General features: G+C 68.4%; 30 protein-coding genes. 17 read left to right on the top strand and 13 right to left on the bottom strand.

The features are described 5' to 3' along the window. The first annotated feature begins 14 nt into the window (after window positions 1-14). Together dapC and ACGFNP_RS32205 are read left to right on the top strand one after the other, a co-directional pair. A complete protein-coding gene (gene dapC, locus ACGFNP_RS32210) occupies window positions 15-1,085 on the top strand; it encodes a succinyldiaminopimelate transaminase (RefSeq protein ID WP_358328671.1) in 1,071 nt (356 codons plus the stop codon). 78 nt (window positions 1,086-1,163) lie between these two features. Continuing rightward, complete coding sequence (locus ACGFNP_RS32205; RefSeq protein ID WP_358328674.1) at window positions 1,164-1,835, top strand: DUF4178 domain-containing protein; 672 nt, start codon at window positions 1,164-1,166, stop codon at window positions 1,833-1,835. Window positions 1,836-1,850: 15 nt separating this feature from the next. Here ACGFNP_RS32205 and ACGFNP_RS32200 read toward each other — a convergent pair whose 3' ends face one another. Further along, window positions 1,851-2,612 carry a hypothetical protein gene (locus tag ACGFNP_RS32200; RefSeq protein WP_358328677.1) on the bottom strand — a complete coding sequence of 254 codons (762 nt, stop codon included), beginning with the start codon at window positions 2,610-2,612 and terminating at the stop codon, window positions 1,851-1,853. 97 nt (window positions 2,613-2,709) lie between these two features. On the opposite strand from ACGFNP_RS32200, the gene ACGFNP_RS32195 reads away from it, so the two are divergent. From ACGFNP_RS32195 to ACGFNP_RS32170, 6 genes are all read left to right on the top strand, one after another. Next, window positions 2,710-3,543 carry a 2,3,4,5-tetrahydropyridine-2,6-dicarboxylate N-succinyltransferase gene (locus tag ACGFNP_RS32195; RefSeq protein WP_358328680.1) on the top strand — a complete coding sequence of 278 codons (834 nt, stop codon included), beginning with the start codon at window positions 2,710-2,712 and terminating at the stop codon, window positions 3,541-3,543. Beyond that, complete coding sequence (dapE, locus tag ACGFNP_RS32190; protein WP_358328683.1) at window positions 3,543-4,598, top strand: succinyl-diaminopimelate desuccinylase; 1,056 nt, start codon at window positions 3,543-3,545, stop codon at window positions 4,596-4,598. Before ACGFNP_RS32195 ends, dapE begins: the two co-directional genes overlap by 1 nt. A gap of 228 nt (window positions 4,599-4,826) precedes the next feature. Beyond that, window positions 4,827-5,624 carry a TIGR00730 family Rossman fold protein gene (locus ACGFNP_RS32185; RefSeq protein WP_358328685.1) on the top strand — a complete coding sequence of 266 codons (798 nt, stop codon included), beginning with the start codon at window positions 4,827-4,829 and terminating at the stop codon, window positions 5,622-5,624. Window positions 5,625-5,634: 10 nt separating this feature from the next. Then, the gene (locus ACGFNP_RS32180) at window positions 5,635-6,219 is read left to right on the top strand and encodes a TIGR00730 family Rossman fold protein (RefSeq protein ID WP_393325175.1); all 585 of its coding nucleotides are present in this window, start codon (window positions 5,635-5,637) and stop codon (window positions 6,217-6,219) included. An 80-nt stretch (window positions 6,220-6,299) separates the two neighbouring features. Next, on the top strand, window positions 6,300-7,334 hold the full coding sequence (locus ACGFNP_RS32175; protein ID WP_393325173.1) for a hypothetical protein: 1,035 nt from the start codon (window positions 6,300-6,302) through the stop codon (window positions 7,332-7,334). Beyond that, window positions 7,331-7,882, top strand: coding sequence for a DNA-3-methyladenine glycosylase I (locus ACGFNP_RS32170; protein WP_358328694.1), 552 nt, complete (start codon window positions 7,331-7,333; stop codon window positions 7,880-7,882). Before ACGFNP_RS32175 ends, ACGFNP_RS32170 begins: the two co-directional genes overlap by 4 nt. 5 nt (window positions 7,883-7,887) lie before the next feature. On the opposite strand, the gene ACGFNP_RS32165 is transcribed toward ACGFNP_RS32170, so the two are convergent. Both ACGFNP_RS32165 and ACGFNP_RS32160 read right to left on the bottom strand, forming a co-directional pair. After that, a complete protein-coding gene (locus tag ACGFNP_RS32165; protein WP_393325171.1) occupies window positions 7,888-8,664 on the bottom strand; it encodes an enoyl-CoA hydratase-related protein in 777 nt (258 codons plus the stop codon). Next, a complete protein-coding gene (locus ACGFNP_RS32160) occupies window positions 8,661-9,437 on the bottom strand; it encodes a PaaX family transcriptional regulator C-terminal domain-containing protein (protein ID WP_358328699.1) in 777 nt (258 codons plus the stop codon). The genes ACGFNP_RS32165 and ACGFNP_RS32160 overlap by 4 nt, the downstream gene beginning before the upstream one ends. Before the next feature lie 179 nt (window positions 9,438-9,616). Here ACGFNP_RS32160 and ACGFNP_RS32155 point away from each other — a divergent pair, with 179 nt between their 5' ends. Further along, window positions 9,617-9,784, top strand: a complete 168-nt coding sequence (locus ACGFNP_RS32155) for a DUF3117 domain-containing protein (protein WP_020545024.1) — start codon at window positions 9,617-9,619, stop codon at window positions 9,782-9,784. 78 nt (window positions 9,785-9,862) lie between these two features. Next, window positions 9,863-11,269 (top strand): leucyl aminopeptidase, encoded by a 1,407-nt coding sequence (locus ACGFNP_RS32150; protein ID WP_393325169.1) that lies wholly within the window; start codon window positions 9,863-9,865, stop codon window positions 11,267-11,269. Here ACGFNP_RS32150 and ACGFNP_RS32145 read toward each other — a convergent pair. Continuing rightward, entirely contained in the window at window positions 11,266-11,904 is a 639-nt protein-coding gene (locus ACGFNP_RS32145; RefSeq protein ID WP_358328705.1) for an O-methyltransferase, read from the bottom strand. The genes ACGFNP_RS32150 and ACGFNP_RS32145 overlap by 4 nt on opposite strands. Window positions 11,905-12,086: 182 nt before the next feature. Between ACGFNP_RS32145 and sigE the strand changes: the two genes are divergently transcribed. The 4 genes from sigE (at window position 12,087) to ACGFNP_RS32125 (ending at window position 15,637) form a co-directional block, all read left to right on the top strand. Then, window positions 12,087-12,707 (top strand): RNA polymerase sigma factor SigE, encoded by a 621-nt coding sequence (gene sigE, locus ACGFNP_RS32140; RefSeq protein ID WP_372451219.1) that lies wholly within the window; start codon window positions 12,087-12,089, stop codon window positions 12,705-12,707. A 1-nt stretch (window position 12,708) separates the two neighbouring features. Then, on the top strand, window positions 12,709-13,245 hold the full coding sequence (locus tag ACGFNP_RS32135; protein ID WP_358328709.1) for an anti-sigma factor: 537 nt from the start codon (window positions 12,709-12,711) through the stop codon (window positions 13,243-13,245). A 196-nt stretch (window positions 13,246-13,441) separates the two neighbouring features. Next, window positions 13,442-14,980, top strand: a complete 1,539-nt coding sequence (locus ACGFNP_RS32130; RefSeq protein WP_393325167.1) for a trypsin-like peptidase domain-containing protein — start codon at window positions 13,442-13,444, stop codon at window positions 14,978-14,980. A 300-nt stretch (window positions 14,981-15,280) separates the two neighbouring features. Continuing rightward, complete coding sequence (locus ACGFNP_RS32125) at window positions 15,281-15,637, top strand: sec-independent translocase (protein WP_393325165.1); 357 nt, start codon at window positions 15,281-15,283, stop codon at window positions 15,635-15,637. 224 nt (window positions 15,638-15,861) lie between these two features. Here ACGFNP_RS32125 and ACGFNP_RS32120 read toward each other — a convergent pair whose 3' ends face one another. Beyond that, entirely contained in the window at window positions 15,862-16,998 is a 1,137-nt protein-coding gene (locus tag ACGFNP_RS32120) for an Mrp/NBP35 family ATP-binding protein (protein ID WP_358328718.1), read from the bottom strand. 159 nt (window positions 16,999-17,157) lie between these two features. Between ACGFNP_RS32120 and ACGFNP_RS32115 the strand changes: the two genes are divergently transcribed. Then, complete coding sequence (locus ACGFNP_RS32115) at window positions 17,158-17,619, top strand: MarR family winged helix-turn-helix transcriptional regulator (RefSeq protein ID WP_393325163.1); 462 nt, start codon at window positions 17,158-17,160, stop codon at window positions 17,617-17,619. Here ACGFNP_RS32115 and ACGFNP_RS32110 read toward each other — a convergent pair. Next, window positions 17,603-18,070: a DUF1003 domain-containing protein gene (locus tag ACGFNP_RS32110; protein ID WP_219538148.1), complete on the bottom strand. Its 468-nt coding sequence runs from the start codon at window positions 18,068-18,070 to the stop codon at window positions 17,603-17,605. The genes ACGFNP_RS32115 and ACGFNP_RS32110 overlap by 17 nt on opposite strands. Continuing rightward, window positions 18,060-19,271: a magnesium transporter MgtE N-terminal domain-containing protein gene (locus ACGFNP_RS32105; RefSeq protein ID WP_393325161.1), complete on the bottom strand. Its 1,212-nt coding sequence runs from the start codon at window positions 19,269-19,271 to the stop codon at window positions 18,060-18,062. The genes ACGFNP_RS32110 and ACGFNP_RS32105 overlap by 11 nt, the downstream gene beginning before the upstream one ends. A gap of 95 nt (window positions 19,272-19,366) precedes the next feature. On the opposite strand from ACGFNP_RS32105, the gene ACGFNP_RS32100 reads away from it, so the two are divergent. Beyond that, window positions 19,367-20,353 carry a DMT family transporter gene (locus ACGFNP_RS32100; protein ID WP_393325159.1) on the top strand — a complete coding sequence of 329 codons (987 nt, stop codon included), beginning with the start codon at window positions 19,367-19,369 and terminating at the stop codon, window positions 20,351-20,353. A 49-nt stretch (window positions 20,354-20,402) separates the two neighbouring features. Here the strand turns inward: ACGFNP_RS32100 and ACGFNP_RS32095 are convergent, their stop codons facing one another. The 6 genes from ACGFNP_RS32095 to ACGFNP_RS32070 form a co-directional block, all read right to left on the bottom strand. Continuing rightward, the gene (locus ACGFNP_RS32095) at window positions 20,403-20,768 is read right to left on the bottom strand and encodes a hypothetical protein (RefSeq protein WP_358328728.1); all 366 of its coding nucleotides are present in this window, start codon (window positions 20,766-20,768) and stop codon (window positions 20,403-20,405) included. A 114-nt stretch (window positions 20,769-20,882) separates the two neighbouring features. Continuing rightward, the gene (locus tag ACGFNP_RS32090) at window positions 20,883-21,098 is read right to left on the bottom strand and encodes a hypothetical protein (protein WP_393325156.1); all 216 of its coding nucleotides are present in this window, start codon (window positions 21,096-21,098) and stop codon (window positions 20,883-20,885) included. 132 nt (window positions 21,099-21,230) lie between these two features. Next, complete coding sequence (locus tag ACGFNP_RS32085; protein WP_358328732.1) at window positions 21,231-21,374, bottom strand: hypothetical protein; 144 nt, start codon at window positions 21,372-21,374, stop codon at window positions 21,231-21,233. Window positions 21,375-21,409: 35 nt separating this feature from the next. Continuing rightward, the gene (locus tag ACGFNP_RS32080; protein WP_393325154.1) at window positions 21,410-21,646 is read right to left on the bottom strand and encodes a hypothetical protein; all 237 of its coding nucleotides are present in this window, start codon (window positions 21,644-21,646) and stop codon (window positions 21,410-21,412) included. Between the two features lie 8 nt (window positions 21,647-21,654). Further along, on the bottom strand, window positions 21,655-21,945 hold the full coding sequence (locus tag ACGFNP_RS32075; RefSeq protein ID WP_393325152.1) for a DUF6247 family protein: 291 nt from the start codon (window positions 21,943-21,945) through the stop codon (window positions 21,655-21,657). Window positions 21,946-22,126: 181 nt separating this feature from the next. Beyond that, window positions 22,127-23,002 (bottom strand): DUF3037 domain-containing protein, encoded by an 876-nt coding sequence (locus tag ACGFNP_RS32070; RefSeq protein ID WP_358328740.1) that lies wholly within the window; start codon window positions 23,000-23,002, stop codon window positions 22,127-22,129. A 172-nt stretch (window positions 23,003-23,174) separates the two neighbouring features. Here ACGFNP_RS32070 and ACGFNP_RS32065 point away from each other — a divergent pair, with 172 nt between their 5' ends. Then, window positions 23,175-24,344: a helix-turn-helix transcriptional regulator gene (locus ACGFNP_RS32065; RefSeq protein ID WP_358328743.1), complete on the top strand. Its 1,170-nt coding sequence runs from the start codon at window positions 23,175-23,177 to the stop codon at window positions 24,342-24,344. Window positions 24,345-25,227: the final 883 nt, after the last annotated feature.

Here is a 25,227-nt window from a genome sequence, read left to right as displayed (position 1 = left end):
ATACCTGGAGAACCGTGAACAACCTGCCCGACTTCCCCTGGGACCGGCTGGAGCCGTACAAGGCGCGTGCGATGGCACACCCCGACGGCATCGTCGATCTCTCGGTCGGCACGCCCGTCGACCCGGTGCCGTCGCTCGTCCAGAGCGCGCTCGTCGAGGCCGCCAACAGCCCCGGCTACCCGCTCACCCACGGGACGAAGGCGCTGCGCGAGGCCGCCGCCGGCTGGCTGCGGCGCAGGCACGAGGTCACCGTCGATCCGCGTGACGTGCTGCCGCTGATCGGTTCGAAGGAGTTCGTCGCCTGGCTGCCCACCTACCTGGGCGCCAAGACGGTCGTCTTCCCCGAGCTGGCCTATCCCACCTATGACGTGGGCGCCCGGCTGGCCGGCGCGGCGGCGACGGCCTCCGACGGCCTGTTCGCGCTGGGGCCCCAGCAGGTGGACCTCGTCTGGGTCAACTCGCCGGGCAATCCCACGGGCCGGGTGCTGCCCGTCGAGCACCTGCGCAAGGTGGTGGCCTGGGCGCGCGAGCGCGGCACGGTCGTCGCCTCCGACGAGTGCTACATCGAACTGGGCTGGGAGGAGCGACCCGTCTCCATCCTGCATCCCGACGTCTGCGGGGGCTCCCACGAGGGGCTGCTCGCGGTCCACTCGCTGTCCAAGCGCTCCAACCTGGCCGGTTACCGTGCCGGGTTCGTGACCGGCGATCAGGCTCTGGTCAAGCGGCTCCTGGAGATCCGCAAGCACGCGGGGATGCTCATGCCGGCTCCCGTACAGGCCGCGATGACGGCCGCGCTGGGCGACGACGCGCACGCCGACGAGCAGCGTGAACGCTATGCCGCACGCCGCGCCGAGCTGCGGCCGGTGCTGGAGAAGTCGGGCTGGCGGATCGAGCACTCGACCGCGGGCCTGTATTTCTGGGCGACAGATGGGACAAGTTCGTGGGAACAGGTCAGTAAACTCTCCGAAATCGGTATTTTGGTGGCCCCCGGGGAATTCTACGGATCGGCTGGTGGGCGGTATATCCGTATCGCCGTGACTGCCACTGATGAACGCATCAGTGCGGCAGTGCGCCGCCTCCAGTAGGATCCCCCGCGAAGCAGGGCACGCATAAGTTGATAACGGCGTTTGCTGAGGCAGACCGCGAGTGGAGCGAGCTGATCGATGAGCATGACCTCCGTGGTCGTACTCGGGCTGAGCGTCGCCACCGTCCTCCTGCTGCTGGGTGCCTTCCTGGCGACCATGCGCCAGGACCGGAAGGGCCGCACGACCGCGCCGCCGGTCGAGGTCGCGTCCATCGAGGCCCCGCTGCCGGCACCGGTGAGCATGCCCGGGTACGCCGGATCCGACTACGCCGATCCCCGCACCATCAAGGTCGGTGACCGGATAGAGGTGCACGGATCGCCCGCGCGGGTGCTCGGCGCCATGTACATCTCGTGGCAGGGCATGCAGTGGACCGAATACCGGCTGCGCGACGGCTCCCGCCGCCTGCAGTGGTTGTCGGTGGAGGTGCTTCAGGGCACGGCCGAGGGCGAGCCGTCGCACCTGGAGGTGCTCGTCTGGACCGAGGTGCCCACCGAGGGCATGATCCCCGCCAAGAGCATGCTGATCATGGAGGGCGTCGAGTTCCACCCGCTGGAGCGGGGCACGGCCGCCTTCCGGTCGGAAGGCAACACCGGCTACCCCGAGCGGGGGCTGCTCGACTTCGCCGACTACCGCGCCTCCGACGGGCGGCTGCTCTCCTTCGAGCGGGTCCAGGGCAGCAGATGGACGGCCAGCTATGCCAGGCCGCTGCCGCCCGGCTCGATCAGCATCGTCAGCCGCGCCGCGCCTTAGACCCGCCCCGCCCGTTCAGGAGATGTCCACCTGGGTGTCGGACGCTTTGCCGCCTGACTGCCAGCCGTCCACCCGCCACTCGTTGGTCCAGGTGGCGCCGCTGAACCCGACGCGCTGCAGGCCGTACTTCTGCGCGTAGGCGACCGACCAGGCGGCGACCAGCCAGCCGCGCTTCGGCGTCGAGATGGCCGGATCGCCGAGCGCCCGCGCGAGCTGGCGCCGCGCCTCGGCGGTCTTGGCCTTCGGCGCGGGCGTGCTCGCCTTGGGGGGCGGGTACCAGCAGTGGACGGACTTCGGGACCCGCCCGGTGAACGCCGACGCGAGGAGCTTGGCGTCCTCCTCGTGCTGGGCGTAGGCGTAGCCGCCCGCCGACCGCTGCACGGCCTGAGCGGCGTCCGCCAGCGGGATCTTCCGGTAGTGCTTCACCTTGACCAGCGCGGCGAAGAACTTGTTGCTCGCGTAGACGGGGTCGAGGAGCTGCTTGCGCTTGCCCCACCCCTGCGACTCGCGCTGCTGGAACACGCCGACGGAGTCGCGGTCGCCGTAGGCGAGGTTGGCCAGCTTCGATTCCTGCAATGCCGTCGCGTAGGCGATCACCACCGCTCGTTCGGGCAGCTTGCGGCGCTCCGCGACGGCCGCGATGGTGGCTGATATCTGGGCCTGCTCGATGTCGAGAGCCAGCTCTCCTTTGGGAGTCTTGACGCTGCAGTAGGCCTCGGGGATGGCCAGCGGCTGCGTCTTTTTCAACAGTTGGTAGAGACCTACGGAGATTGCCACCGCGAGGAGAAGAACTATGACCGCGATGGTGATGACTCCGCGAGAGAAGCGCAGGCGCACGCTGAAAAACCTACCCGGCCAGATAAGCTCCCTGGCCATGAAGCACGTGAGCAGTCTGTCACCGATCGACTCCGCGGTGGATGAGCTGTGGGAGCGGCGCGGGGAGTTGTCCCCCCGCGACCTCGACGCGCGCAACGTGGTGGTGAGCGCGATCGACCTGCTCGACAGGGGACAGGCGCGGGCCGCCCGGTTGTCGGACGGTGAGGTGGTCGTGGACGAGCGGGCCAAGCGGGCGATCCTGCTCAGCTTCCAGGTGCTCGGCATGGCCAGATCGCAGGTGGGCGACTTCCAGCACCATGACCGGCATCCGCTCAAGACCACGTTGGACGGGGTGCGGGTGGTTCCGGGAGCGATCGCGCGCTGGGGCTCCTACCTGGCGCCCGGCGTGGTGTTGATGCCGTCGTTCACGAACGTCGGCGCGTACGTCGACGAGGGGACGATGGTCGACACCTGGGCCACGGTCGGCTCCTGCGCCCAGATCGGGAGGAACGTCCATCTGTCGGGCGGCGTGGGCATCGGCGGCGTGCTTGAGCCGCCCAACGCCGTGCCGGTGGTGGTGGAGGACGACGCGCTCATCGGCAGCCGTGCGATGCTCGTAGAAGGCGCCCGGGTGGGGCGTGGCGCCGTCGTCGGGGCGGGCACGATCCTGTCGGCCTCCATCCCGGTGATCGACGTACGGACCGGCGAGGAGCTGGCCCGTGGCCGGATCCCCGACTGGTGCGTCGCCGTCGGCGGCACCCGCCAGAAGGAGTTCCCCGGCGGCACGTTCGGGCTGCCCTGCGTGCTGGTGATCAAGCGCCTGGAGCCGGGGCAGCGCCATGACAAGGCAGCGCTCAACGAGGTGCTGCGCGAACACGGAGTGAACACCTGATGCTGGACCTGACGCAGGACGTGCGGACGCTGACCGCCGCCATCGTGGACATCGAGTCGGTGAGCGGCAACGAGCGGGCGCTGGCCGACCTGGTGGAGCAGGCGCTGGGGGCGTTGCCGCACCTCAAGGTCGACAGATCCGGCGAGACGCTCGTCGCGCGTACGGAGCTGGGGCGCGGCGAGCGGGTGCTGATCGCCGGGCACCTCGACACGGTGCCGGTCGCCGCCAACCTGCCCAGCCGCGTCGAAGGCGACCTGCTCTTCGGCTGCGGCACCACCGACATGAAGGCGGGGGTGGCGGTCGCGCTCAAGTTGGCCGCGACCGTGCCCGCACCGAACCGCGACGTCACCTACGTCTTCTACGACTGCGAGGAGATCGAGGCCGAGCGCAACGGGCTGACCAGGGTGGCGCGCGAGCACCCCGACTGGCTGGCGGCCGACTTCGCGGTGCTCATGGAGCCCACCGACGGCGTGATCGAGGGCGGCTGCCAGGGCACCCTGCGGGCCGAGATCACGGTGGCCGGCAAGCGCGCGCACAGTGCCAGGTCGTGGTTCGGGGTCAACGCGATCCACGGCATCGAGCCGGTCCTGGCCAGGCTCAACGCCTACGAGGCCCGGCAGCCGGTGGTCGACGGCCTCGCCTACCACGAGGGGCTCAACGCGGTCGGCGTGCGCGGCGGCGTGGCCGGGAACGTCATCCCGGACGAGTGCGTGGTCACGGTCAACTACCGGTTCGCGCCCGACCTGTCGATCGACGAGGCACAGGAGCACGTACGCGAGGTGTTCGACGGGTTCGAGGTCGAGTTCACCGACGGCGCCCCGGCCGCGCGGCCCGGCCTCACCCATCCGGTGGCGGCGGCCTTCACCGCCGCGGTCGGCGGCACGCCGCGGGCGAAGCTGGGCTGGACGGATGTCGCGCGCTTCTCCACACTGGGGGTTCCGGCCGTGAACTACGGTCCCGGTGACCCGAACCTGGCGCATCAGCAGGGAGAGTACGTGTCGCTCACGAAGATCGTGGAGAGCGAGCGGGCCCTGCTGGACTGGCTGACAAAGTGAAAGTGGCTTTCCTCGCCGGCCATTTGGCGGGGAAAGCCACTTTCAGTCCCGAGCAGCACCCTCGGCAGTTAGACGCAGGCAGGTCGAAATCTGGTTCCTGCTTCTTACAAGATTTTTTACTCGGGTTCTTCAGGCCATCTACCAGGGCATTTGCCGCGAAGACCGTCTGGCCGGTGACCGGCTCTCGTTGTGCGCAGGGCCGGGGGGCGTTGGGCTAGCGTGACCGGCATGAAACAGAAACGTCCGGAACGCCGTCAGGGGCAGGCTGTGATCCGTGGCAGGCTCGCACCCAGCACCACCCATGATCAACGCCTGCTCGACCGCCAGGGCCCCGCCGACTGGGTGCACATGGACCCGTGGCGGGTGCTGCGCATCCAGGCCGAGTTCGTGGAGGGGTTCGGGCAGCTGGCCGAGCTGCCCCGGGCGGTCACCGTCTTCGGCTCGGCACGCACTCGCGAAGACTCTCCGGACTACGGCATGGGCCGCGAGCTCGGCCGGGCGCTGGCCCGCGCCGGCTACGCGGTGATCACCGGCGGCGGCCCCGGGATCATGGAGGCGGCCAACCGGGGCGCGGCCGACGTCGACGGCGCCGTGTCGGTGGGGCTCGGCATCGAGCTGCCCTTCGAGCAGAAGATGAACGACTACGTGGACCTCGGCATCGAGTTCCGCTACTTCTTCGTGCGCAAGACGATGTTCGTCAAATACTCGTGCGGGTTCATCGCGCTGCCCGGCGGGTTCGGCACGCTCGACGAGCTGTTCGAGGCGCTCACCCTGGTGCAGACGCAGAAGGTCACGTCCTTCCCCGTCGTGCTGATGGGCACGGAGTTCTGGGGCGGCATGCTCGACTGGATCAAGAACGCGCTGCTCGGCAGCGGCAAGATCGCCGAGCAGGATCTCGACCTCATCACCGTGACCGACGACGTGGAAGAGGCCGTACGCATCATCGCCGACGCGGACCTTGCGCGATCCAAGCAGCTCCAGGAGGAGCAGGAGGCCGCCGCCGTCCAGTCCGCCGAGCCCCAATAAGCTCCAGTGCGTGAATATCTGCGTCTTTTGCGCCTCAAGTCTGAAAATTGAGGATAAATACCTGGAGCTCGCCACAGAGGTCGGCGCCGAGCTCGCCCAGCGTGGGCACACGCTGGTGAGCGGAGGCGCCACCGTCTCGTGCATGGGCGCCGTCACCACGGCCACCCGCGCCTCCGGCGGCCGGACCATCGGCGTGATCCCGCAGGTCCTGGTCGACATCGAGGTCGCCGACACCGACTCGGACGAGCTGATCGTCACCACCGGCATGCGCGAGCGCAAGGCCCTCATGGACGAGCGCTCCGACGCCTTCCTCGTGCTGCCCGGCGGCATCGGCACGCTGGAGGAGCTCTTCGAGATCTGGACGGCCCGCGTGCTCGGCATCCACGACCGCCCCCTGGTGATCCTCGACCCATGGGGTTTGTACACGCCGCTGCGGCAGCTCATTGAGAACATGTACGAGGCGGGCTTCACGCGCGCCAACGTCTTCGACGCCATCTCCTGGACCAGCACGGTCGAAGAGGCGTTCGCGCACCTAGAGGCCACGGCCAAGCATGTGCGGCCCAGCGTCGAGGAGCTCGGGGAGTCCACCGGCTGACCCGCCGTGGGGAGTCCCAAGAGGTAACAGGCGCGGCAAGTGCGAGACTCGTGCCTCGATCGTATGAGTACGATGCCAATGTGCTGGTCGTACTCGCCATTGCCGCGCTCGCCATTCTGGCCTGCGTGGTCCTGGTCTCCCTCGGAAGGGGCGGGGAGCTGACCGAGTTCCCGCCGGACGTCCCGCCTCTCGATCTGCCCGAGCCAGGGCAGCTCACGGCGGTCGACTTCATGGCGCTGCAGCTGCCGGTGAACCTGGTCGGCTATCACACGCAGAGCGTCGACGAGACCCTGCGAAGGGCGGCGACCGCGATCAGCGCGCGTGACACCAGGATCGCGGTGCTCGAACAGCGGGTCTCCGAGCTGCTGTCGAGCCGGTTGTACGCCCGCCAGGAGGTCTACGCGGCTCCGGGCGGCGAGCTACGCACCGAGCACGAGCCGCCGGCCGCGCCCTTCGCCTTCTCCCAGAAGGGGGACTCGGCCGCCGAGCCGCACGGGCTGGGCGACCGACACGCCTGGCCGTACGAGGACGAGCCTCAGGACGCGGACGGACCTGAGAACGTGGACGGGCCGCAGGACGCGGCGGTGGACCCGAGCGCGGCGGTAGCGCCGAGCGCGGCGGCGGAGCCTGGCGCGGCGGTAGCGCCGGAAGGCGACGCCACGCCACCTGGCGCCCAGCCGCATGCCGAGGTCCGCGCCCATCCCGGCGCCCAGCCTGACGCCGAGCCCGGCTCCCATTTCGGCGGGGCAGACGTGCGAGTGGAGGCTCACCCCGATGCGACGGCCGCGTTCGACGCCGCGGCCGCGGCCGGCGAGCACGGGCGCGAGGCAGAGCCGCTTCAGGCCCGCCCGGCCGAGAACAGGCAGGAACGCGACCCCGAGCCAGTGCCGGTCCCGCAAGGTGAGAACGTGCGGGAACGCGACGCCGATCCAGTGCCGGTCCCGCAAAGCGGGGACGTGCGGGAGCGCGACGCTGAGCCGGTGCTGGTCCCGGCCGGCGAGGACGCGGAGAAGCACGAGAGTGAGCCCGTGCGGGCCCTGTCGGGGGAAGACAGGGAGCACGGGGCAGAGCCGGTGCGGGTCGCGCCGGGCGAGGACGGGGACGAGCGCAAGTGACGGAAGTGATCCGCTGCACCTGGACGGGCATGGCGGACCCGATCTACATCACGTACCACGACGAGGAATGGGGCCGTCCGGTCCGCGGCGACGACGGCGTCTTCGAGCGGGTCGCCCTGGAAGCCTTCCAGTCGGGCCTGTCGTGGCTGACGATCCTGCGCAAGCGGGAGAACTTCCGCGCGGCCTTCGACCAGTTCTCCATCCCCAAGGTCGCCGCCTACACCGAAGAGGACGTGACCCGGCTCCTCGGCGACCCCGGCATCGTGCGCAACCGCGCCAAGGTGGAGGCGACCATCAACAACGCGCAGGCCGCGCTCGACCTCCCCGGCGGCCTGTCCGACCTGGTCTGGCAGTACGCCGACGACGCGTCACCGGTCCCCAGGTCGATGGCCGACGTCCCGGCCATCACCCCGGCCTCCAAGGCACTGGCCAAGGACCTCAAGAAGCGCGGCTTCAAGTTCGTCGGCCCGACCACCGCCTACGCCCTCATGCAGGCCATCGGCCTGGTCAACGACCACATCGAGGGCTGCGTCGCCCGGCAGGCATAAAGCGATCAGCGGCCGTGGAACGACGGCTGCTCCTTGGCCAGGAAAGCCCGCGTGGCGTCGACGTGGTCCTGGGTGGCCGCGCACGCGTCCTGCAGGTCGGCCTCCAAGGCCAGTGTCTCCGGCAGCGAGTGCGTCGTGGCGTAGGCCAGCGCCCGCTTCGTGGCCGCGAACGCGACGGTCGGCCCCGCCGCCAGTCGTACGGCCAGCTCCTGGGCGGTCTTGAGCACGTCGTCGGCGGGCACCACGCGCGTGACCACGCCCAGTTCGAGCGCGCGGGCGGCACTGAGCGGCTCGCCGAGCAGCAGGAGTTCGGCCGCCCGCCCCGGGCCGACCAGGCGGGCCAGCGTCCACGACGCGCCCGAGTCGGGTGCCAGGCCGATTCCGGTGAACGCCATCGCGAACTTGGCCTTCTCCGAGGCCACCCGCAGGTCGCAGGCGAAGGCCAGCGAGGCGCCCGCCCCGGCGGCCACGCCGTTGACCGCGGCCACGACCGGCTTGGCCATGGTGGTGATCAGCTCCACAATCGGGTTGTAGTGCTCGCGGACCGTGTTGGCCAGGCCGCGGCCCGCCTCCAGGTTGTCAGCGTGCTCACGCAGGTCCTGGCCCGCGCAGAAGGCCCGTCCGGAGCCGGTGAGCAGCACCGCGCGGACCCCGGGGTCGGCGGCGGCGCGGTGCAGCGAGTCGAGCAGGGCCGTCTTCAGCTGGGCGGTCAGCGAGTTCATCGCGTCGGGCCGGTCGAGAGTGATGGTGGCGACGGAATCGGTCACGTCATAGCGGATCAAGGTAGCTCCCTGTCGACGAACGCGGCGGCCGCGGGCAGCAGGCGGCTCGCCTCCTGCTCGAAGTAGGCCCTGGCCTTCTCTCCCGGCCAGCCGGACGGCAGCAGTTCCGGCGGAAGGCCGGGATCCCGGAACAGGAAGTTGCGCCATCCGTGCACGAGTTTGCTCCTGGTCGCGAACACCTGATCAGCCGGGGCGCCGCCGGGCAGCGCGCCGACCAGATTGACAGCTTCTGACAGCCAGTCCTCGTACGCCGCGCCGATGGCGGTCAGATCCCAGGCGCGGGCCACCAGTTCGCGCGGGTCGCCCTCAAGCGCCGCGTCGAATCTGTCGGCGCGCACGCCCTCACTGTCCAGCAGGTTGTCCAGTTCGATCGACGAACGCGGGCCGATCCAGGTCGTCTCCGACAGCGCGGCGTAACCCAGGAACGTCAGGTCGGCGCGGATCCGCTCCCGGCGCGCACGGTCCTTGACCGGCCCGAACACGATCACGTGCCACCGGCCACGCCAGCTCAGAGTTCCGGCTCGGTAAATTCTCAACGCCGCCTCGTCCAGACGTCTGACGCACTTCGGGGTAAGTCCGTAACCAGCGCCTTGGGGCAGCCTGACGGGCTGCAGCCAGCCCTGCCGCACCATGCGGGAAACAGCGGTCCGTACGGCTGGAGCGGCGATTTCCAAGGGCTTCATGAGCCGTACCAGCGCGGCCACGGACGCCTGCCCACCGCGCGAGCGCAGGTGGTCTCCATAGAGGTCGAACAGAGCGGCGCGAGCGTGCACGAAGTCCAGTTTGGACGCCTTCGCCAGCCAGGACAACGCATTCTGGGAGGAGATCGTTACCCATGAGCGCTCTCGATGCGGGAGAATAGGACATCACAGATGACGTGAATGCGTCGGCCATCCTCACGGGCGGTCGAAATCGCGGGCCGCGGGAGCCCAAGGCAGGAAGGGATGCACGCATGGCGGCGATGAAGCCGCGGACCGGCGATGGTCCGCTGGAGGTCACCAAGGAAGGGCGCGGCATTGTTATGCGGGTCCCCCTGGAGGGTGGCGGCCGGCTCGTCGTGGAGATTTCCGCCGACGAGGCGAAGGCGCTCGGCGAGGCGTTGAAGAACGTCGTCGGCTGAGAGTTCCCGAGACACAGGTCGTTTCCCGGCCCTGGCGTGCATCCGCGCCAGGGCCGCCGACGTTTGAGGTGGATTTGCGTGCCCATTGAGACCACGGCATCGGTGGTGGCCGACGTCCCAGCGGACGTCGAGCTGCTGGCGGTGCCCTTTGACGCCGATCTTGTTCCCGCCATCGAGCTCGACCTGCACGTGCCGGCGGCGGCCCTGCTGGCGCACTACGACGCCAAGGGCGAGGCGGGTGAGGTGGTCGAGGTCCCGGTGGCGCGGGAGGGTGGTGTCGGCCGGGTGCTGCTGTACGGGGTCGGCGACGGCTCGCCGCGCGCGCTGCGCAAGGCGGCGGCGGCGCTCACCCGCAAGGCCAAGGGCAAGCAGGCGCTGGCCGTGGTGCCGCCGCGGGGAGACGTGACGGCCTTCGCCGAGGCGGCGCTGCTGGCGGCCTACACCTTCAAGATCGGCGCGCCGGGCAAGCTGCCCGTGCGCGCGCTGACGTTCGTGGGCGCCGACGAGGGCTCGGTGCGGCGGGGCCAGACCGTGGCCCAGGCGGTGGCGCTGGCCCGCGACCTGACCAACACGCCCGCGTCGGTCAAGAACCCGGCCTGGCTGGCCGAGCGCGCGGCCGAGCACGACGTGCCGGTACGCGTCTGGGACGAGGAGCAGCTCCAGGCGGGCGGCTTCGGCGGCATCCTGGCCGTCGGCCAGGGCTCGGCCAATCCGCCCCGCCTCATCCAGCTCTCCTACACCCCGGCCGAGCCGAGCGACCGGCATGTGGTGCTGGTGGGCAAGGGCATCACGTTCGACTCGGGCGGCCTGTCGCTCAAGCCGAACGAGAACATGAAGACCCAGAAGACCGACATGGCGGGCGGCGCCGTGGTGATCGCCGTCATCTCCGCGCTCGCCCGGCTCGGCGCGCCGGTGCGGGTCACCGGCCTGATCGCGTCGGCCGAGAACATGCCTTCGGGTACGGCCCAGCGGCCCAGCGACGTCATCAAGCACTACGGCGGACGCACGGTCGAGGTGCTCAACACGGACGCTGAGGGGCGGCTGGTGCTGGCCGACGCGCTCGCCTACGCCGACGCCGAGCTCGACCCCGACGCGGTCGTCGACATCGCCACACTCACCGGGGCGATCACCGTCGCGCTGGGCCGTGGCTACGGTGCCGTCTACGCCACCGACGACGACCTGGCCCGGCGGCTGGTCGACGCGGGGCAGGTCAGTGACGACCGGCTGTGGCGGATGCCGCTGATCGACGACTACGCGCCGGCACTGGACTCGCCCATCGCGGACCTGGCCAACGTGGAGAGCGGTTCCACCTTTGGGGCCGGGTCGATCACGGCGGCGTTGTTCCTGAGGGAGTTCGCGGGCAAGCGGCCGTGGGCGCACCTCGACATCGCGGGCGTCGGGCGCAGCACCGTGGACGACGGTGTGCTGACCAAGGGCGCGACCGGGTTCGGGGTGCGGGTGCTGCTGGAGTGGCTGACGCGTTAGGACGCGGTCTTGACGGCGGCGAGCAGCCCGTCGCCCAGCGGCATCAACAGCGAGCGCAGGCGGTCGTCGGACTGCACGAGCTTGCCCAGTTCGCGCAGCGCGACCGTGTCGGGGTCGCGCTGCGCCGGGTCGGCCACGCGGTTGTGCCAGAGGACGTTGTCGAAGGCGACGATGCCGCCCACGCGCAGCAGCCTGACAGCCTCGGCCAGGTAGTCGGCGTACTCCTGCTTGGCGCCGTCGGCGAAGACCATGTCGTAGCCGCCGTCGGAGAGCCGGGGCAGCACGTCGAGCGCCCGTCCGCCGATCAGCCGCACCCGCCCACCGGAGAACCCGGCCTCCGCGAACGCCTGCCTGGCCAGCCGCTGGTGCTCCTGCTCCACGTCGACGCTGGTCAGCGTGCCGTCGGGGCGCATGCCGCGGAGCAGCCAGAGGCCTGAGACGCCGCAGCCGGTGCCGATCTCGACGACCGACTTGGCGTTGACGGCCGTGGCGAGGAAGCAGAGTGCCGCTCCGCCCCCGGGAAGGATGGGTGTGGCACCCATCTCCAGGCCGCGCAGCCGCGCCGCGTGCAGGATCTCATCTTCGTGATGGAACTGCTCCGCATAGGCCAGAGTGGCCTCTACCGGACTGGTCATCGGCCTCCTCCCCCCACTTTCGTGCGATTGGTCACCGATCGCAGCCTAGGGGAGACACGCCGGGACGGGAACTCAAGACGGCCTTGAGGCGTTGCAGGTTTAAACGGGCTTTGCCGGTCCGGAAGGCAGGCAGTACGCACGAAGGGACGAAACCAGGCACTATGGCGGTAGCGGTGGTCCCAATGAGAGGAGTTCTGGTGGACGAAAGTGACCACCAGGCCGATACTCCCGTGTCTGACTGGACTCCTCCCACCTGGGAGGAAGTGGTGCGGACTCATTCCGCACGCGTATACCGGCTGGCGTATCGCCTGACCGGCAACGTCCACGATGCCGAAGACCTCACCCAAGAGGTTTTCGTGCGGGTCTTCAGGTCCCTATCGAGTTACACCCCCGGAACGTTCGAGGGCTGGCTGCACCGGATCACGACGAACCTGTTCCTCGACATGGCGCGGCGCAAGCAGCGCATCCGGTTCGAGGGGCTCGCCGACGACGCGGCCGAACGGCTGCGCGGGCGCGAGCCGTCACCGGCGCAGGCGTTCGATGACGCTCACCTTGAGCCGGACATCCAGGCCGCGCTCGACGCGCTCGCACCGGAGTTCCGGGCCGCGATCGTGCTGTGTGACATCGAAGGTCTGTCGTACGAGGAGATCGCGGCCACGCTCGGCGTCAAGCTGGGTACGGTCCGAAGCCGTATTCACCGTGGCCGGGCGCAGTTGCGGGAGGCGCTCGATCACCGGGCCCCCCGTAATTCCCAACTCCCCCCGCCATCATTCCCATCGGGAACCCGTGGGGAGGAAGTCTGATATGTCGCATCTTGGAGAACGTGTTTCCGCGCTCGTGGACGGTGAGCTGAATCACACCGAACGCGACCGCGCTCTAGCCCATCTGACCTTTTGTGGCGACTGCCGGCGGGAGGTCGAGTCGATGCGGGCGCTGAAGTCGCGCCTGCGGTCGCTCGACGGTCCGGTGATGCCGGCCGATCTCACCATGTCGCTGCTGCGGATGTCCGAGCCCGGCGGCCCCCTGCCGCCCAGGGAGCGGCCTTTCCCTACCCGGACGTTCGGCGGGGTCCCCATCCCTGGGCCGCACAGCATCGCCCCGCTGGACAACCGCCCGCGCAGGGACGCGACTGGTGGCGCTTCGGGCCCTGGGCGCGGGACTAGGCGGCGTAGCACCTATGTGGCGGTCGGTGTGGTCTCCGCGGCCGTCGCGCTCGGCACCTTTTTCGCCGTCTCCGGCGTCGGCCAGACCGCCCAGGCTCCGCCGGCCGAGATGTTCGAGCAGGCGCGGCACACGCCCACGTCGTCGCCGACCACTACTCTGCCCACCGCCACGCCCTGATCTTGAGGTCCGCTCCCAGGATTGCCTGGGATACTCGGTGTGGCGTAGTCGATGGCGTCAGGGGCATACGATCTGAGTTCGGGAATCTGTCAGGTGTCCACATATGTTGCAGGATTGCCTGACAATTGCTTTACAACTCTCGTATGCCGTTAACACCATGATTGCGGTGTCCGAGGCAAGGAGTGGTGAGATCTAGATGACCGACGAGTCGCGCCCACCTGAAGGACGCATGCCGTCGGACTTCCCTGAACCACAGGGGCGGCCGGAGTTCCTGCCCGCCGATGATCAGGCGGAGCAGTCTGGATGGCGGTCCGAGACCGCCTCGTTCGAGAGCGGCCGGTGGGGTGACCCCTCAGGCCGTCCTGCGGACACCGCGTCGTACGGCACCCCCTCCTACCCTGGCCCGGGCCAGGCAAGGGCCGAGGAGACGCCGCACAACAGCACGCGCGCCTACGAGAGCCCCTACTTCGGCAACTCGGCGGGGGCGCCGCCCTACGGCGGCGACAAGCGCCCGCCGCCACCGCCCAACGCGCTCGGCATGGGCGCCGGCTGGGCGCCACCGCCCAGCGGTCCGCAGGGCGGCTTCGGGGGAGCGCCGGGCAGGCGTGGTCCCGGCACCGGCGTCCTGATCGTGCTGGCCGTCGTCATCGCCCTGGTCGCCTCGGGGCTGGGCAGCGTCGGCACCTACCTGATGACCAGGTCGAGCAGCAGCGGCACCGACCCTTCCTACAGCCTCGGCCCGATCCCGAGCGCCGCCACGAACCGAGCCCCCGACTCCGTCGCCGGCGTGTCCGCGCGGGTGCGGCCCAGCGTGGTCTCGCTGGAGGTCAACGCCAGCAGCGCAGAGGGCGTGTCGGGCTCCGGCTTCCTGATCAAGGACGGCTACGTGGTCACCAACAACCACGTGGTGGCCCCGGCCGCCAAGGGCGGCGACATCCAGATCATGTTCAACAACCGCAAGACCACGAAGGGCCGCATCGTCGGCCGTGACCCGGGCTCCGACCTGGCCGTGGTCAAGCCGGAAGAGACGTTCGGCACGCCCGAGATCACCCTCGGCAACTCCGACCAGGTGGTCGTGGGCGACCCGGTCATCGCGATCGGCTCCCCGCTCGGCCTCACCGGCACGGTGACCACCGGCATCGTCAGCTCGCTCAACCGCCCGGTCATCGCGGGCGACGAGAGCGGCACCAGCACCGAAGAACCCGCCTACATCAGCGCGATCCAGACCGACGCCGCGATCAACCCCGGCAACTCGGGCGGCCCGCTGGTCAACGGCAAGGGCGAGGTCGTGGGCGTCAACTCCGCCATCGCCACACTGAGCCGCTCCATGAGCAGCCAGGGCGGCAGCATCGGCCTCGGCTTCGCCATCCCGGTCAACCAGGCACGCCGCGTCGCCGAGGAGATCATCACGACCGGCAAGGCCAAGCGCCCGAAGATCGGCATCGTCCTGGACAAGGACTACAAGGGCCAGGGCGTCCGCATCGCCTCGGACCGCGTCGAAGGCCGCGCGCCTGTGGACGAGAACGGCCCCGCCGCGAAGGCGGGTCTCAAGGCGGGCGACGTGATCCTGGAGATCGACGGGCTGATGCTGCAGGACGGCAACGAGCTGATCGCCCTGATCCGCAGCAAGGCTCCCGGCTCCAAGATCACCATCAAGTACCAACGCGCCGGCCAGGAACGCACCGCCAGCCTCGTCGTCACTGCTGATGATGGTCCCACCCCGACCCCATCCTGATTTTTGAAGAACTCTTTACAGTTTTTTGCTTTACGGCAGGCACGGTGGGCCCCACCCACCCTGCGGGGCTGGGCTCTGTCCAGGGGGACGCTCCTCCGGTGGAGGTGGTTCGGCGCCGTGACGAGACGGTGAGACCGTCCGCGTGCTCTGCGATTGACCAGTTGGGTTTCGGTTTTTCTGGGATGTTGTGGTTTTGAGGTTGTTTGGTCAGGGGCTGGCGGCCGGGGTGAGGGTGATTGCCCTTAGTCTGGAGGGGTCGGGGTCGTTCCCGGATTGGTTGGACTGCGGTAGGAGCTCACGGTGTTCGGACTCGGGTGGTTGGAGATCGGGGCGCTGGTCGTCATCGCGCTGCTCGTCTTCGGTCCCGACAAGCTGCCTCAGGCGGCCTCGCAGGCCGGTAAGACGCTGCGCAACCTGCGCCGGATGGCCAACAGCGCGCGAGACGACCTGCGTGCGGGCCTGGGCCCGGAGTTTCAGAACTTCGACCCCAGCGACCTCAACCCCAAGAACTTCGTCCGCAAGCACCTGCTCGAAGACGAGGACGACTGGACCAACAAGTCCCCGCAGCTCGAACCGGCCACCGCTCCCTACACTGCGGAGCCGGTCGAGGAGCTGGGCTATGGCGAGCTGCCTCCCTATGACGCGGAAGCCACCTGAGGCACGAATCCCACGCGGGCGGTCTCACCGTCTCGTCACGGCGGCCCGCCACCTCCACCGGAGGAGCGTCCCCCTGGACAGAGCCCGGCCCCGCACGGCGGGTGGGGCTCACCGGGCCTGCCGTAAAACAAAATGCTGGAAAGACCGTGCCTGCCGTAAACAAAGGCGTGAAAAGACTGTAGGGCCCGCTCTGAGAGCGGGCCCTAGCTATGTCAGTCCGCGCGTCAGCGGTTCGGAGACAGCCCCAGCTGGAGCCCCTTGAGGCTGCTGGAGCGCTTGCTCAGGCCGGTGGCGATGGTGCGGAGTTCGGCGGCGGCCGGAGAGTCGGGGTCCGTCAGCACGAGCGGCTTGCCCTCGTCGCCGCCCTCCCGGAGGCGGAGGTCGATGGGGATCTGGCCCAGCAGGGGGACGCGGGTCCCCAGGGTCCGGGTCAGCGCGTCGGCCACGGTCTGGCCGCCGCCCTCGCCGAAGACCGAGATGCGCTCGTCGCAGTGCGGGCACGGCAACCAGGACATGTTCTCGATGACACCGGCGATCTGCTGGTGCGTCTGCGCGGCGATCGAGCCCGCCCGCTCGGCCACCTCGGCGGCGGCCATCTGCGGGGTGGTGACGACGAGGATCTCCGCCGACGGCAGCCGCTGGGCCACCGAGATGGCGATGTCGCCGGTGCCCGGCGGCAGGTCGAGCAGCAGGACGTCGAGGTCGCCCCAGTAGACGTCGGCGAGGAACTGGTGGAGCGCGCGGTCGAGCATAGGCCCGCGCCAGACCACCGCGCTGTTGCCCTCGGGCTTGAACATGCCCACCGAGATGACCTTGATGTCATGCGCCACCGGCGGCATGATCATGTCTTCGACCTTGGTGGGACGCTCCGAGGCGCCGAGCATGCGCGGCACGCTGTGGCCGTAGATGTCGGCGTCGACGATGCCGACCTTGAGGCCGTTGGCGGCCATGGCGGCGGCCAGGTTGACGGTGACGGACGACTTGCCGACGCCGCCCTTGCCGCTGGCGACCGCGAAGACACGGGTCAGCGAGCCCGGCTGGTTGAAGGGGATCTCCTTCTCGGGTCCCCGGTCGCCGCGCAGCGTGGTCTGGAGCTTCTTGCGTTGCTCGGTGCTCATCACGTCGAGTTCGATCTCGACGCCCGTGACACCGTCCAGTTTGGTGACCGAGGTGGCGACGTCGCGGCGGATGGTGTCCTTCATCGGACAGCCGGCCACGGTGAGATAGACACCCACGCGCACGACACCGTCGGCACCGATGTCGATGCTTTTGACCATGCCGAGATCGGTGATCGGGCGACGGATCTCGGGGTCGATGACGGTGGCGAGGGCCGCCGTCACCTGTTCCTGTGTTGGTGCCATCGAAGTCTCGGCACGAGGGAGTGCCGTCCCTCCTTAGTCGTATATGTGTGACCGGGCGCTGCACGCCGGTGAGGATGCCCCTCCATCGTATGAACCAGGGACCCCGCGCGGATAATCCGAGCTGTGTTAGGTGTCCGTGCAACGTTCTAAGGTTACTCCGTGACTCTTCAGCGTGACGAGGGCCTGACCACCGAGGAGCTGACGGTCTGGCGGATGCTGCAGCGGGCCCAGGTGCACATCACCCGCCATCTGGAGGCCGAGTTGCTCGTGGCCCACTGCCTGCCGCTGGCCTCCTATGACGTGCTGACCCAGCTGTCGGAGGCGCCGGGGTGGCGGCTGCGGATGAACGATCTGGCCGGCCGGGTGCTGCTCTCGCGCAGCGGTCTGACCAGGCTCATCGACCGGCTCCAGCGCGACGGGCTGGTGGCGCGCGAGGCGTGCGCGAGCGACGCGCGGGGGTTGTTCGCGGTGCTGACGGACCGGGGCGCGGCCCGGCTGGCCGAGGCCACCCCCACCTACCTGCGCGGGATCAGGTCCGAGTTCCTCGACCGGCTGGCGCCAGGTGAGATCCGCCTGGTCCGCGAGATGCTCGCCAAGCTGGCCATCACCGACGCTCCTTGAGCTCCTCGGCCAGCCGCTGCAGCTCCGAGCGCAGGTAGTCGCGGGTGGCCACCTCGCCGATCGCCAGCCGGAGCCCGGCGATCTCACGGGTCAGGTATTCGACGTCGGCCTGGTTGCGGTCGGCCGCCGCGCGGTCCTGCTCGTACTGGACGCGGTCCCGGTCGTCCTGCCGGTTCTGGGCCAGCAGGATGAGCGGCGCGGCGTAGGAAGCCTGCAGGGACAGGATGAGCGTGAGGAAGATGAACGGATAGGAGTCGAACTGCAGGTTCGGCGGGGCGGCGATGTTCCAGGTCACCCAGATCGCCACGAACACCGTCATGTAGACGATGAACCGGGCCGTGCCGAGGAAGCGGGCGATCTGCTCCGACAGCCGGCCGAACGCTTCCGGGTCGTAGTGCGGACGCAGCGAGCGGCGCAGCGCGCGTGGCTGGTCGAGGCGTTCAGTCGTCACGATGGGCCCTTTCTCGCCAGTCCTCGGGAAGCATGTGGTCGAGTACGTCGTCGACCGTCACCGCGCCGACGAGCCTGCCCAGCTCGTTCACGACCGGTGCCGCCAGCAGGTTGTAGTTCGCCAGGTAGGAGGCGACCTCGTGCACGGTCAGCTCCGGCCTGATCGGGTCGATCGAGGGATCGATGACCGAGCCGAGCAGCGTGGACGGCGGCTCGCGCAGCAGCCGCTGGAAGTGGGTCACCCCCAGATAGGCGCCCGTCGGCGTCTCGGTGGGCGGCCTGGTCACGTAGACCTGGGCCGCGACGGCGGGCGTCAGGTCCTTCTGCCGCATGTGCGCCAGCGCCTCGGCGACCGTGGCGGTGGGCGGCAGGATCACCGGTTCGCTGGTCATCATGCCGCCCGCGGTGTCGTCGGCGTAGGTGAGCAGCCGCCGCACGGGCGCCGCCTCCTGGGGCTCCATGAGCGCGAGCAGCTGGGTCGCCTGTTCGTCGGGCAGGTCGTGCAGCAGGTCGGCGGCGTCGTCGGGGTCCATCGCCTCCAGGACGTCGGCGGCGCGCTCCACCTCCAGCGCGCGCAGGATGGCGGTCTGGTCAGTGGGTGGCAGCTCCTCCAGGATGTCGGCGAGCCGGTCGTCGTCCAGGGCGCGGGCGATCTCGATCCGGCGCTTGTCCGGCAGGTCGTGCAGGGCGCTGGCCAGGTCGGCGGCCCGCATCGACTCGAAGGCGGCGATCAGCCCGGCGGCCCCCTGGTCCTTCTGCAGCACGCCGAACCCCGTCACCTCGCCCCAGTCGACGATCCTCGTCTCGCGCCGCCTCCTGCCCCGGTAGACGGCCACCTTGGTGATCTGCCAGAACGACGGCCTGGTCTCCTCCATCGCCACGTCGTAGACGGTCACCGGCTCGCCGTCGAGCCGCACGGTGAGGTCGAGCATCTGCCCGATGACCAGTGTCTCGGTGTCGCGCTGTTCGAACCTGCGCATGTTCAGCCGTCCCGTGAAGATCACGGAGCCCGCTTCGATGCCGCGCACCCTGGTGATGGGCAGGAACACCCGCCGCCGCGGCTGGATCTCGACCACCATGCCGTGAACGCTCGGCGGATTGCCGTCGTGCGGCCCGACCACGACGTCTCGGATGCGGCCGATCTGATCGCCTGCGGGGTCGAAGACCGGGGTCCCCGCCAGGCGGGCCACGAAGATCTTCACGTCAGCAGGCTAACAGTGCGGGTGCGTTGCGCTTCCGACGCCTGCCATGACAGTATCAAAAGCGTCTTACGGTAATTACGGATTTGAGGTTGGTCGTGAAGTACCCAGGGCTTGCGCTGGCTTTCGTGTCCTCGTGCTGTTTCGCCTTCTCCGGCCCGATGGCCAAGTACCTGATAGCCGCCGGGCTGGCCCCGATCGAGGCCGTCTGGGTGCGCATGGCGGGCGCGGGACTGTTCCTGGTGGCCGTGCTGGCTTTGGTGAAGCCGCGAGCGTTGCGGATCCCGCGTTCCCGGCTGCCGTTCTTCGCCCTGTACGCGCTGGTGGCGGTGGCCGCGGTCCAGTCGCTCTACTTCGTGGCCATCACGCGGCTGCCGGTGGGGATCGCGCTGCTGCTGGAGTTCATGGCGCCGGTGATGGTGGTGCTCTGGGTACGTTTCGTACGCCGGGTGCGGCTGCACCGCGCGGCCTACGTCGGCGCCGTGACCGCGGTGGTGGGCCTCGCCATCGTCGTGGAGGCCTGGCAGGGCCTGCGCCTCGACGCCCTGGGCCTGCTGCTCGGCCTGCTCGCCGGAGCATGCTGCGCGGGCTACTTCCTGATGAGCGACAGCTTCGGCGACGACATCGACCCCCTCGGGCTGATCGGCTGGGGCCTGGTCGGGTCGGCCGTGATCCTGGTGCCCTTCTCCCGGCCGTGGAACATCCCGTGGGACGCCTTCACCCGCGCCTCCGCCCCGGAGGGCGGCCACACGCTGCCGGTGCTCGGGGCGTACCTGTGGATGGTGCTGATCGCCACCATCGCCGCGTACATCCTGAGCGTGAACGCGGTACGGCGGCTGACGGCCGCGGTGGGCGCGACGGTGGCCTCGCTGGAGGTGATCGGCGGCGCGGTGGTGGCGTGGGCGCTGGTGGGGGAGACGCTGGGCGTGTTCCAGATCGTGGGCGGCCTGATCGTCCTCACAGGCGCCCTCCTCGCCCAGACCGCCACCGCCCACCGTCCGGAACCGAGCCCGCCGCTTGCTGGCCCGGAGCCTGGCAGGGAGTTCCCCAAGGACGAGCTCGAGCGGCCGGTCGGCGCGGTGTGACTTTTGGAAGCCCGTTGGTCGGCGGGGCGTTCGTCTTCGTGCGGCCGGGTTAGCGCGGTGTGAGTCGCAGTACGGTCGACTCGCGTGCCCAGCGGTCCGTCAGGTGTTCGCTGTCGGGGGCGTTGAGCCGTCCTTTGGCCAGCGCGGCGATGGCCTCGGGCGCCGCCGCCTGGTCGACCACCTGGACGTCGGCCTCGAAGTCGGCCAGCCTGGCGCCGTTGTCCTTACTACGCAGGATGACCTGGACGGTGTCGAGCCCCACAAGGCCCGGCAACTGCTGCTCGCCGCCCCCGGTGACGAGGTAGATGGCACCCTCGTGCCAGGCGTGCCAGGCCAGGCGCGGGCGGTCGAGGGTGAGCCAGAGAACGTCGGACTTCTTCGCGCCCTCTTCGATGGCCGCGGCTATGTCGCTCACGCCTCGACTGTACTCGGACAGACTCTCTCTGATCGGCACGGCGTGGTCGGGGCCAGAACATGGAACGGCGGCGCCGCCCGGATTCCGGACCGCGCCGCCACTGTCTGCCGGGACCTATTTGACGTAGAGGTCGACCTCGCTGCCCGCGATCAGCACGCACTTGAACGCGTCCCAGCCTTGTCGCTGGTACGACAGGCCGGCGTTGACGCACGCGGACTTGCTGGGGTACGCGCCTATGTAGGTCCAGGTGGCGGCCTGTGCCGGAGCGCTCATGCCGGTGACCGTCAGAGCGGCCAGCCCTAAGGACAGGAGGGTGGTACGCACGCGCATGTGTCTTCCTTCTGCTGGGAGAGACAAGGGGTGACGAGGAAGATCATGTAAAGGATTCTTTCTTTACGCAAGGTTGCACGGAAAGAATTCACCATCGGCCCCTGCTGTTAACCAGACCCTGCCTGGGCCCCGTCACATCCAGCACGACAGCTTGGCCTTCTTGGCTTGGAACTCCTCCTCCGACATCGTCGGGGCGGCGGCGTGGATCGCGGCTAGCACGGATGCGGGATCCTTCAGGTCTTCGCGCGCTGTCCGGTACGAATTGAGCCCACGCATACGGTCGACCATCGCGACTGATGTTCCTGGCGCTATCAGCCCGTCCAGGCCGCGTTGAAGATCCAGATCAACTCGGCGGCGTCGTCGACCTTGAAGTACATGATGCCGAAGTCACCGAAGGTCGTCTGTCGATACTCGGGCTGATCCGCGTACAACAGCATGCGGGCATCCCACGGCTTCTCGACCAGATCCACGGTCTTGGCGAGGAGCGCGTCGAATTCCTTGCTCGGCAACTCCTTCATCTGGGCCAGTGCTGCGACGTGGAGCTCCACGCGATAGTTCACTGGCGGTCGGCCCAGCCCGGAAACGCCATCTCCATCGAAACGAACTCATCAGGCCGTCCCTCACGCACCGCCCGTTCGGCGTGGTCGAAATCAGGGTTGGAGACCGCAATCGCATGCAACCGCCAGATGTGCAGGAGCTCCTGAAGCTGCTTGAAGCGCCACAGCTCATGGGCCGCTTCCAATGCAGTGTGATAGTCACTGAGGAACTGCTCGTGCCATTTCTCCGGCAGGAGACGCAAGATCTCTGCGGAGTCATCCCCGATCTCGTGCGGCGGCTCAGCAGCCACGCCCATAGCCTAGGCACGCCTTCTCGGTATGTGTTGGTTTCCCGTCGGCCGTCACGGGAGATGCTCTTGAAGTGACGGAGTGCCGAGCGAATGCCGTAGCCGTCTAAGGGAAGCACACCTGCCAGCTCGTCGAGGACGAGAAGCAGGCGGCCGCGTTCCTTGAGGAGACGTGGTCGAAACGCTAACTGAGAGAGCGCGCCAGCTCCGCCGCTTTGGCGCTGATGGCTCCCACGTCCTGAGAGGCGTGCACCTCGGCCCTGAGGTTCTCAAACACCTGCTCGGCTTCTTCGTATGCCTTCGTTTCCTCAGGTGTCTCCGGCGGAGCGATCACGACCTCGAGGTCTACATCTGGAGCGATACTGCTCACATTTCCGAACGCGTCTACCACCCGAGCATCTTCTCCGTCTCGGAAGCGCCCGATCGCGTAACCCCATGACTTCACCCTGTCGGGTACTTCGTCGACTTGGGCGAGGCGGAACGACCAGGTCTGGGTGAGCTGTACGACTCTGCCGTTGGCGATGGCGAAGTCCATCGGAGACTGCAACCTCGCTCCCACATGGAGCTGCACCTTCGAGCGCACCAGGTGATCGGCGATGTTCGCCTCTTGGTAGGCCTTCCGCAGTTGACTCTGGAGCGCGTGACGAGTGACCGAGCGATGCCTGGGTGACTCGACTGGATCGACTATGAGGTGCTCGAAGACGAACGCGAGTGCATCCTGAGCATCATCTGCGATCACCGGTGCCGGAGTGCTGAACTGCACGACGTTGCGGTAATCACGGTGGAGTCGGTCCAGCCAGTCCTCGCCCAGGGGCTCGCCTGCGTCTTCCAGGAGTGCCGCCTGGTTGCGTTCGATGTCGTCGTACAGCTTGAGCAGGCACCCTGTGGCCGTTTCCAGGATGGGACGGTCGACGAAGCGGCGGACGCGCTGCAAGTTGCTGAGTTGACGCAGCGACCAGTCGCCTGTCGCGGGATCTCCCGCTATTGCGCCGATGTTGACGAACTCTCCCGTTTTTGGATCGGGGAGACAGCGAACAATCGAGTACAGGTAACGACTCATTGGACTGACCTCCCAGTACTCGGATCAGCGCTATGACGTCGGTCACCCTAGCGCGCGGGCCTGGCTGTACGGCATCGTCTCCAACTTGGTCGCCGAGGGCGAGAGTACAGGTGAGCCCGGGAAGAGTTCGCGATCACGCCACCATTCGGCGGGCCGTCTTTAGCATGGAGTCGTGGCTACGATTGGCGAACGCCTTCGCAGCGTCCGGAAGCGCCGGGGCTTGAGTCAGCGGGGTCTGGCCGACCTTGCCGGCGTGTCCGTCTCTCTTGTCCGCAAGCTGGAACAGGATGCGCGGAAAGACGTGCGGCTGGAGACGTTGCGCAAGATCGCAGTGGCTCTCAAGGTGCCGACGACTTCGCTGATGATCAGGCTGGACGCGGAGTCGGCGGACGAGGAGGCGCTAGACCTTTGGGCGCCGGTACGGCGGGCGCTCTACGGGCTTGATGGTCAGCCCGCAGAGGCGCCAACGCGAGAAGGTCTGGGAGAGGCATTGGCAGCGTCGATGCCGCTGTGGAAACAGGATCGCTACTCGCAGCTTGCCGCGATGCTGCCCGTGATGCTCCGGGACGCGGACGCGTTGATGGAGATAGACCTGTCAGCGCGCAACGTACGAGGCAGGCTGCTGCACCTCGTCGGCTGGTTGATGACCCAGACGCGTCAGTTCGACGAGGCTGAGTTCGCGCTGTCGCGGGCCATGGATGACATGAACGACTCCCTGGACGTGGCGGCGACGATTAGTACGCATTGCTGGCTTCTCCTGCGGCAGGGCCGCCTCGACGAAGCCCGCCAGCTGGCGACGCATTGGGCTGATGAGGTGGAACCTCGTATCTCCCGCGCGACGCCGCATCAGCTGTCCGCTTGGGGCTGGCTGCTGCTGCGCTCCTCTGCCGCCGCCATTCGCGACAACCGGCCCGGAGAAGCGGACGACACGATTCGCCTCGCGCGCACCGCGGCCGTGGCCATGGGCTGCGACCTGACGCCGGGCGAAGACTTCCTTCGGACGTTCGGCCCGGTAACCGTCGCGATGAAGCGCGTGGAGAACGCCATGATCGAGGATCGGCCGGACAAGGTCCTCCAGCTCTCACAGACGATCCCGGTCACTGACCTGCGCCCGACCTCCAACAACCGGAACCGGCATCTCCTTGACGTGGCCGAGGCCCACCGACGCATGCACCGGCACAATGAGGCCTTTGAGATCTTGCAAGGTGTTCGGCACGATGCCCCGGAGTGGATGACGAATCAGCGCTATGCCAGAGACATCCTGGAGCGGATCATCGGCAGGCGGCGTACTCTCACCGATGAAATGTGCGATCTCGCGGACTTTGTGAGACTTGAATACTGAATTGTGGCACCTCTCGTGTCACTTCGGTTGGCGGCCATGAGGAAGTGACACGAAGTCGCACTTCCGGGCCTGTCGGGCCTGCTCATAGCGTTGAAGCATGCATTCCACTGCTACGGGATTCCGTGCACTAAACGCGCATAGAGAATCGCCTGTAATGCCGTCGCAAGCCGCTAGGCGATTGCGTGATGAATTGGCGGGGCTTGGCATCCAGACCGATATCCACGAAGGACATGGGCTCGCTCTGGTGTCCGTATGGGTCGACCTGGTGGTCTGGACCGACGGCTGGTGCTACCGCTGGTGGTCGGGTCGGAAATCCTCGCGCACCGGGCGATGGGTCTACGCGTTTGCTCCGGTCGATGACCCGGTGACCACTGCTCGTCGGGTCGCTCTTCGGTACGCGGAACTCCGCCAGAAACCGCTTATGGGCGGCTCATCGTGATCGACTCAGACGCGTGCCTGGGGCCGCACATACCTGTGCCACAACACGAGCACATGGAACTGGTCTGGCATTCGCCGTTCTGCGGGGTGAGCCGGGTCCGGGTCCTGGCCTGGACCTGTGAATGCCGCGCGACGTTCTACGAGCTCTGTCAGGCCGGCGGCCAGGCATTCATCCGCCGCACCCTCCAATGCGCGCCCCAACATGAGATCAGGGAGACCTTTCGCTGGCCGCTACGTCAGGCTTACGAGGTGTGGGCAGCGCTGCTATGCGGCGAGGCACGGTAGCTCCGGCTGCACCACTCCCGAGATGAAATGCTGCGATGCAGGAGAATCCCGGGCGACGCCCGGGCCCTCGATCGCTGACGAACATTGTGGCCAGCGCGAGGCGGCAATGCTGTCTTCCGTGTCCGTCCACCAACGGCACCCCGCATCCACCGGACGGCGT

This window comes from Nonomuraea sp. NPDC049269 (genome assembly GCF_043197155.1).
GTDB lineage: Bacteria > Actinomycetota > Actinomycetes > Streptosporangiales > Streptosporangiaceae > Nonomuraea.
This window is presented reverse-complemented; position numbering and strand designations above follow the sequence as displayed.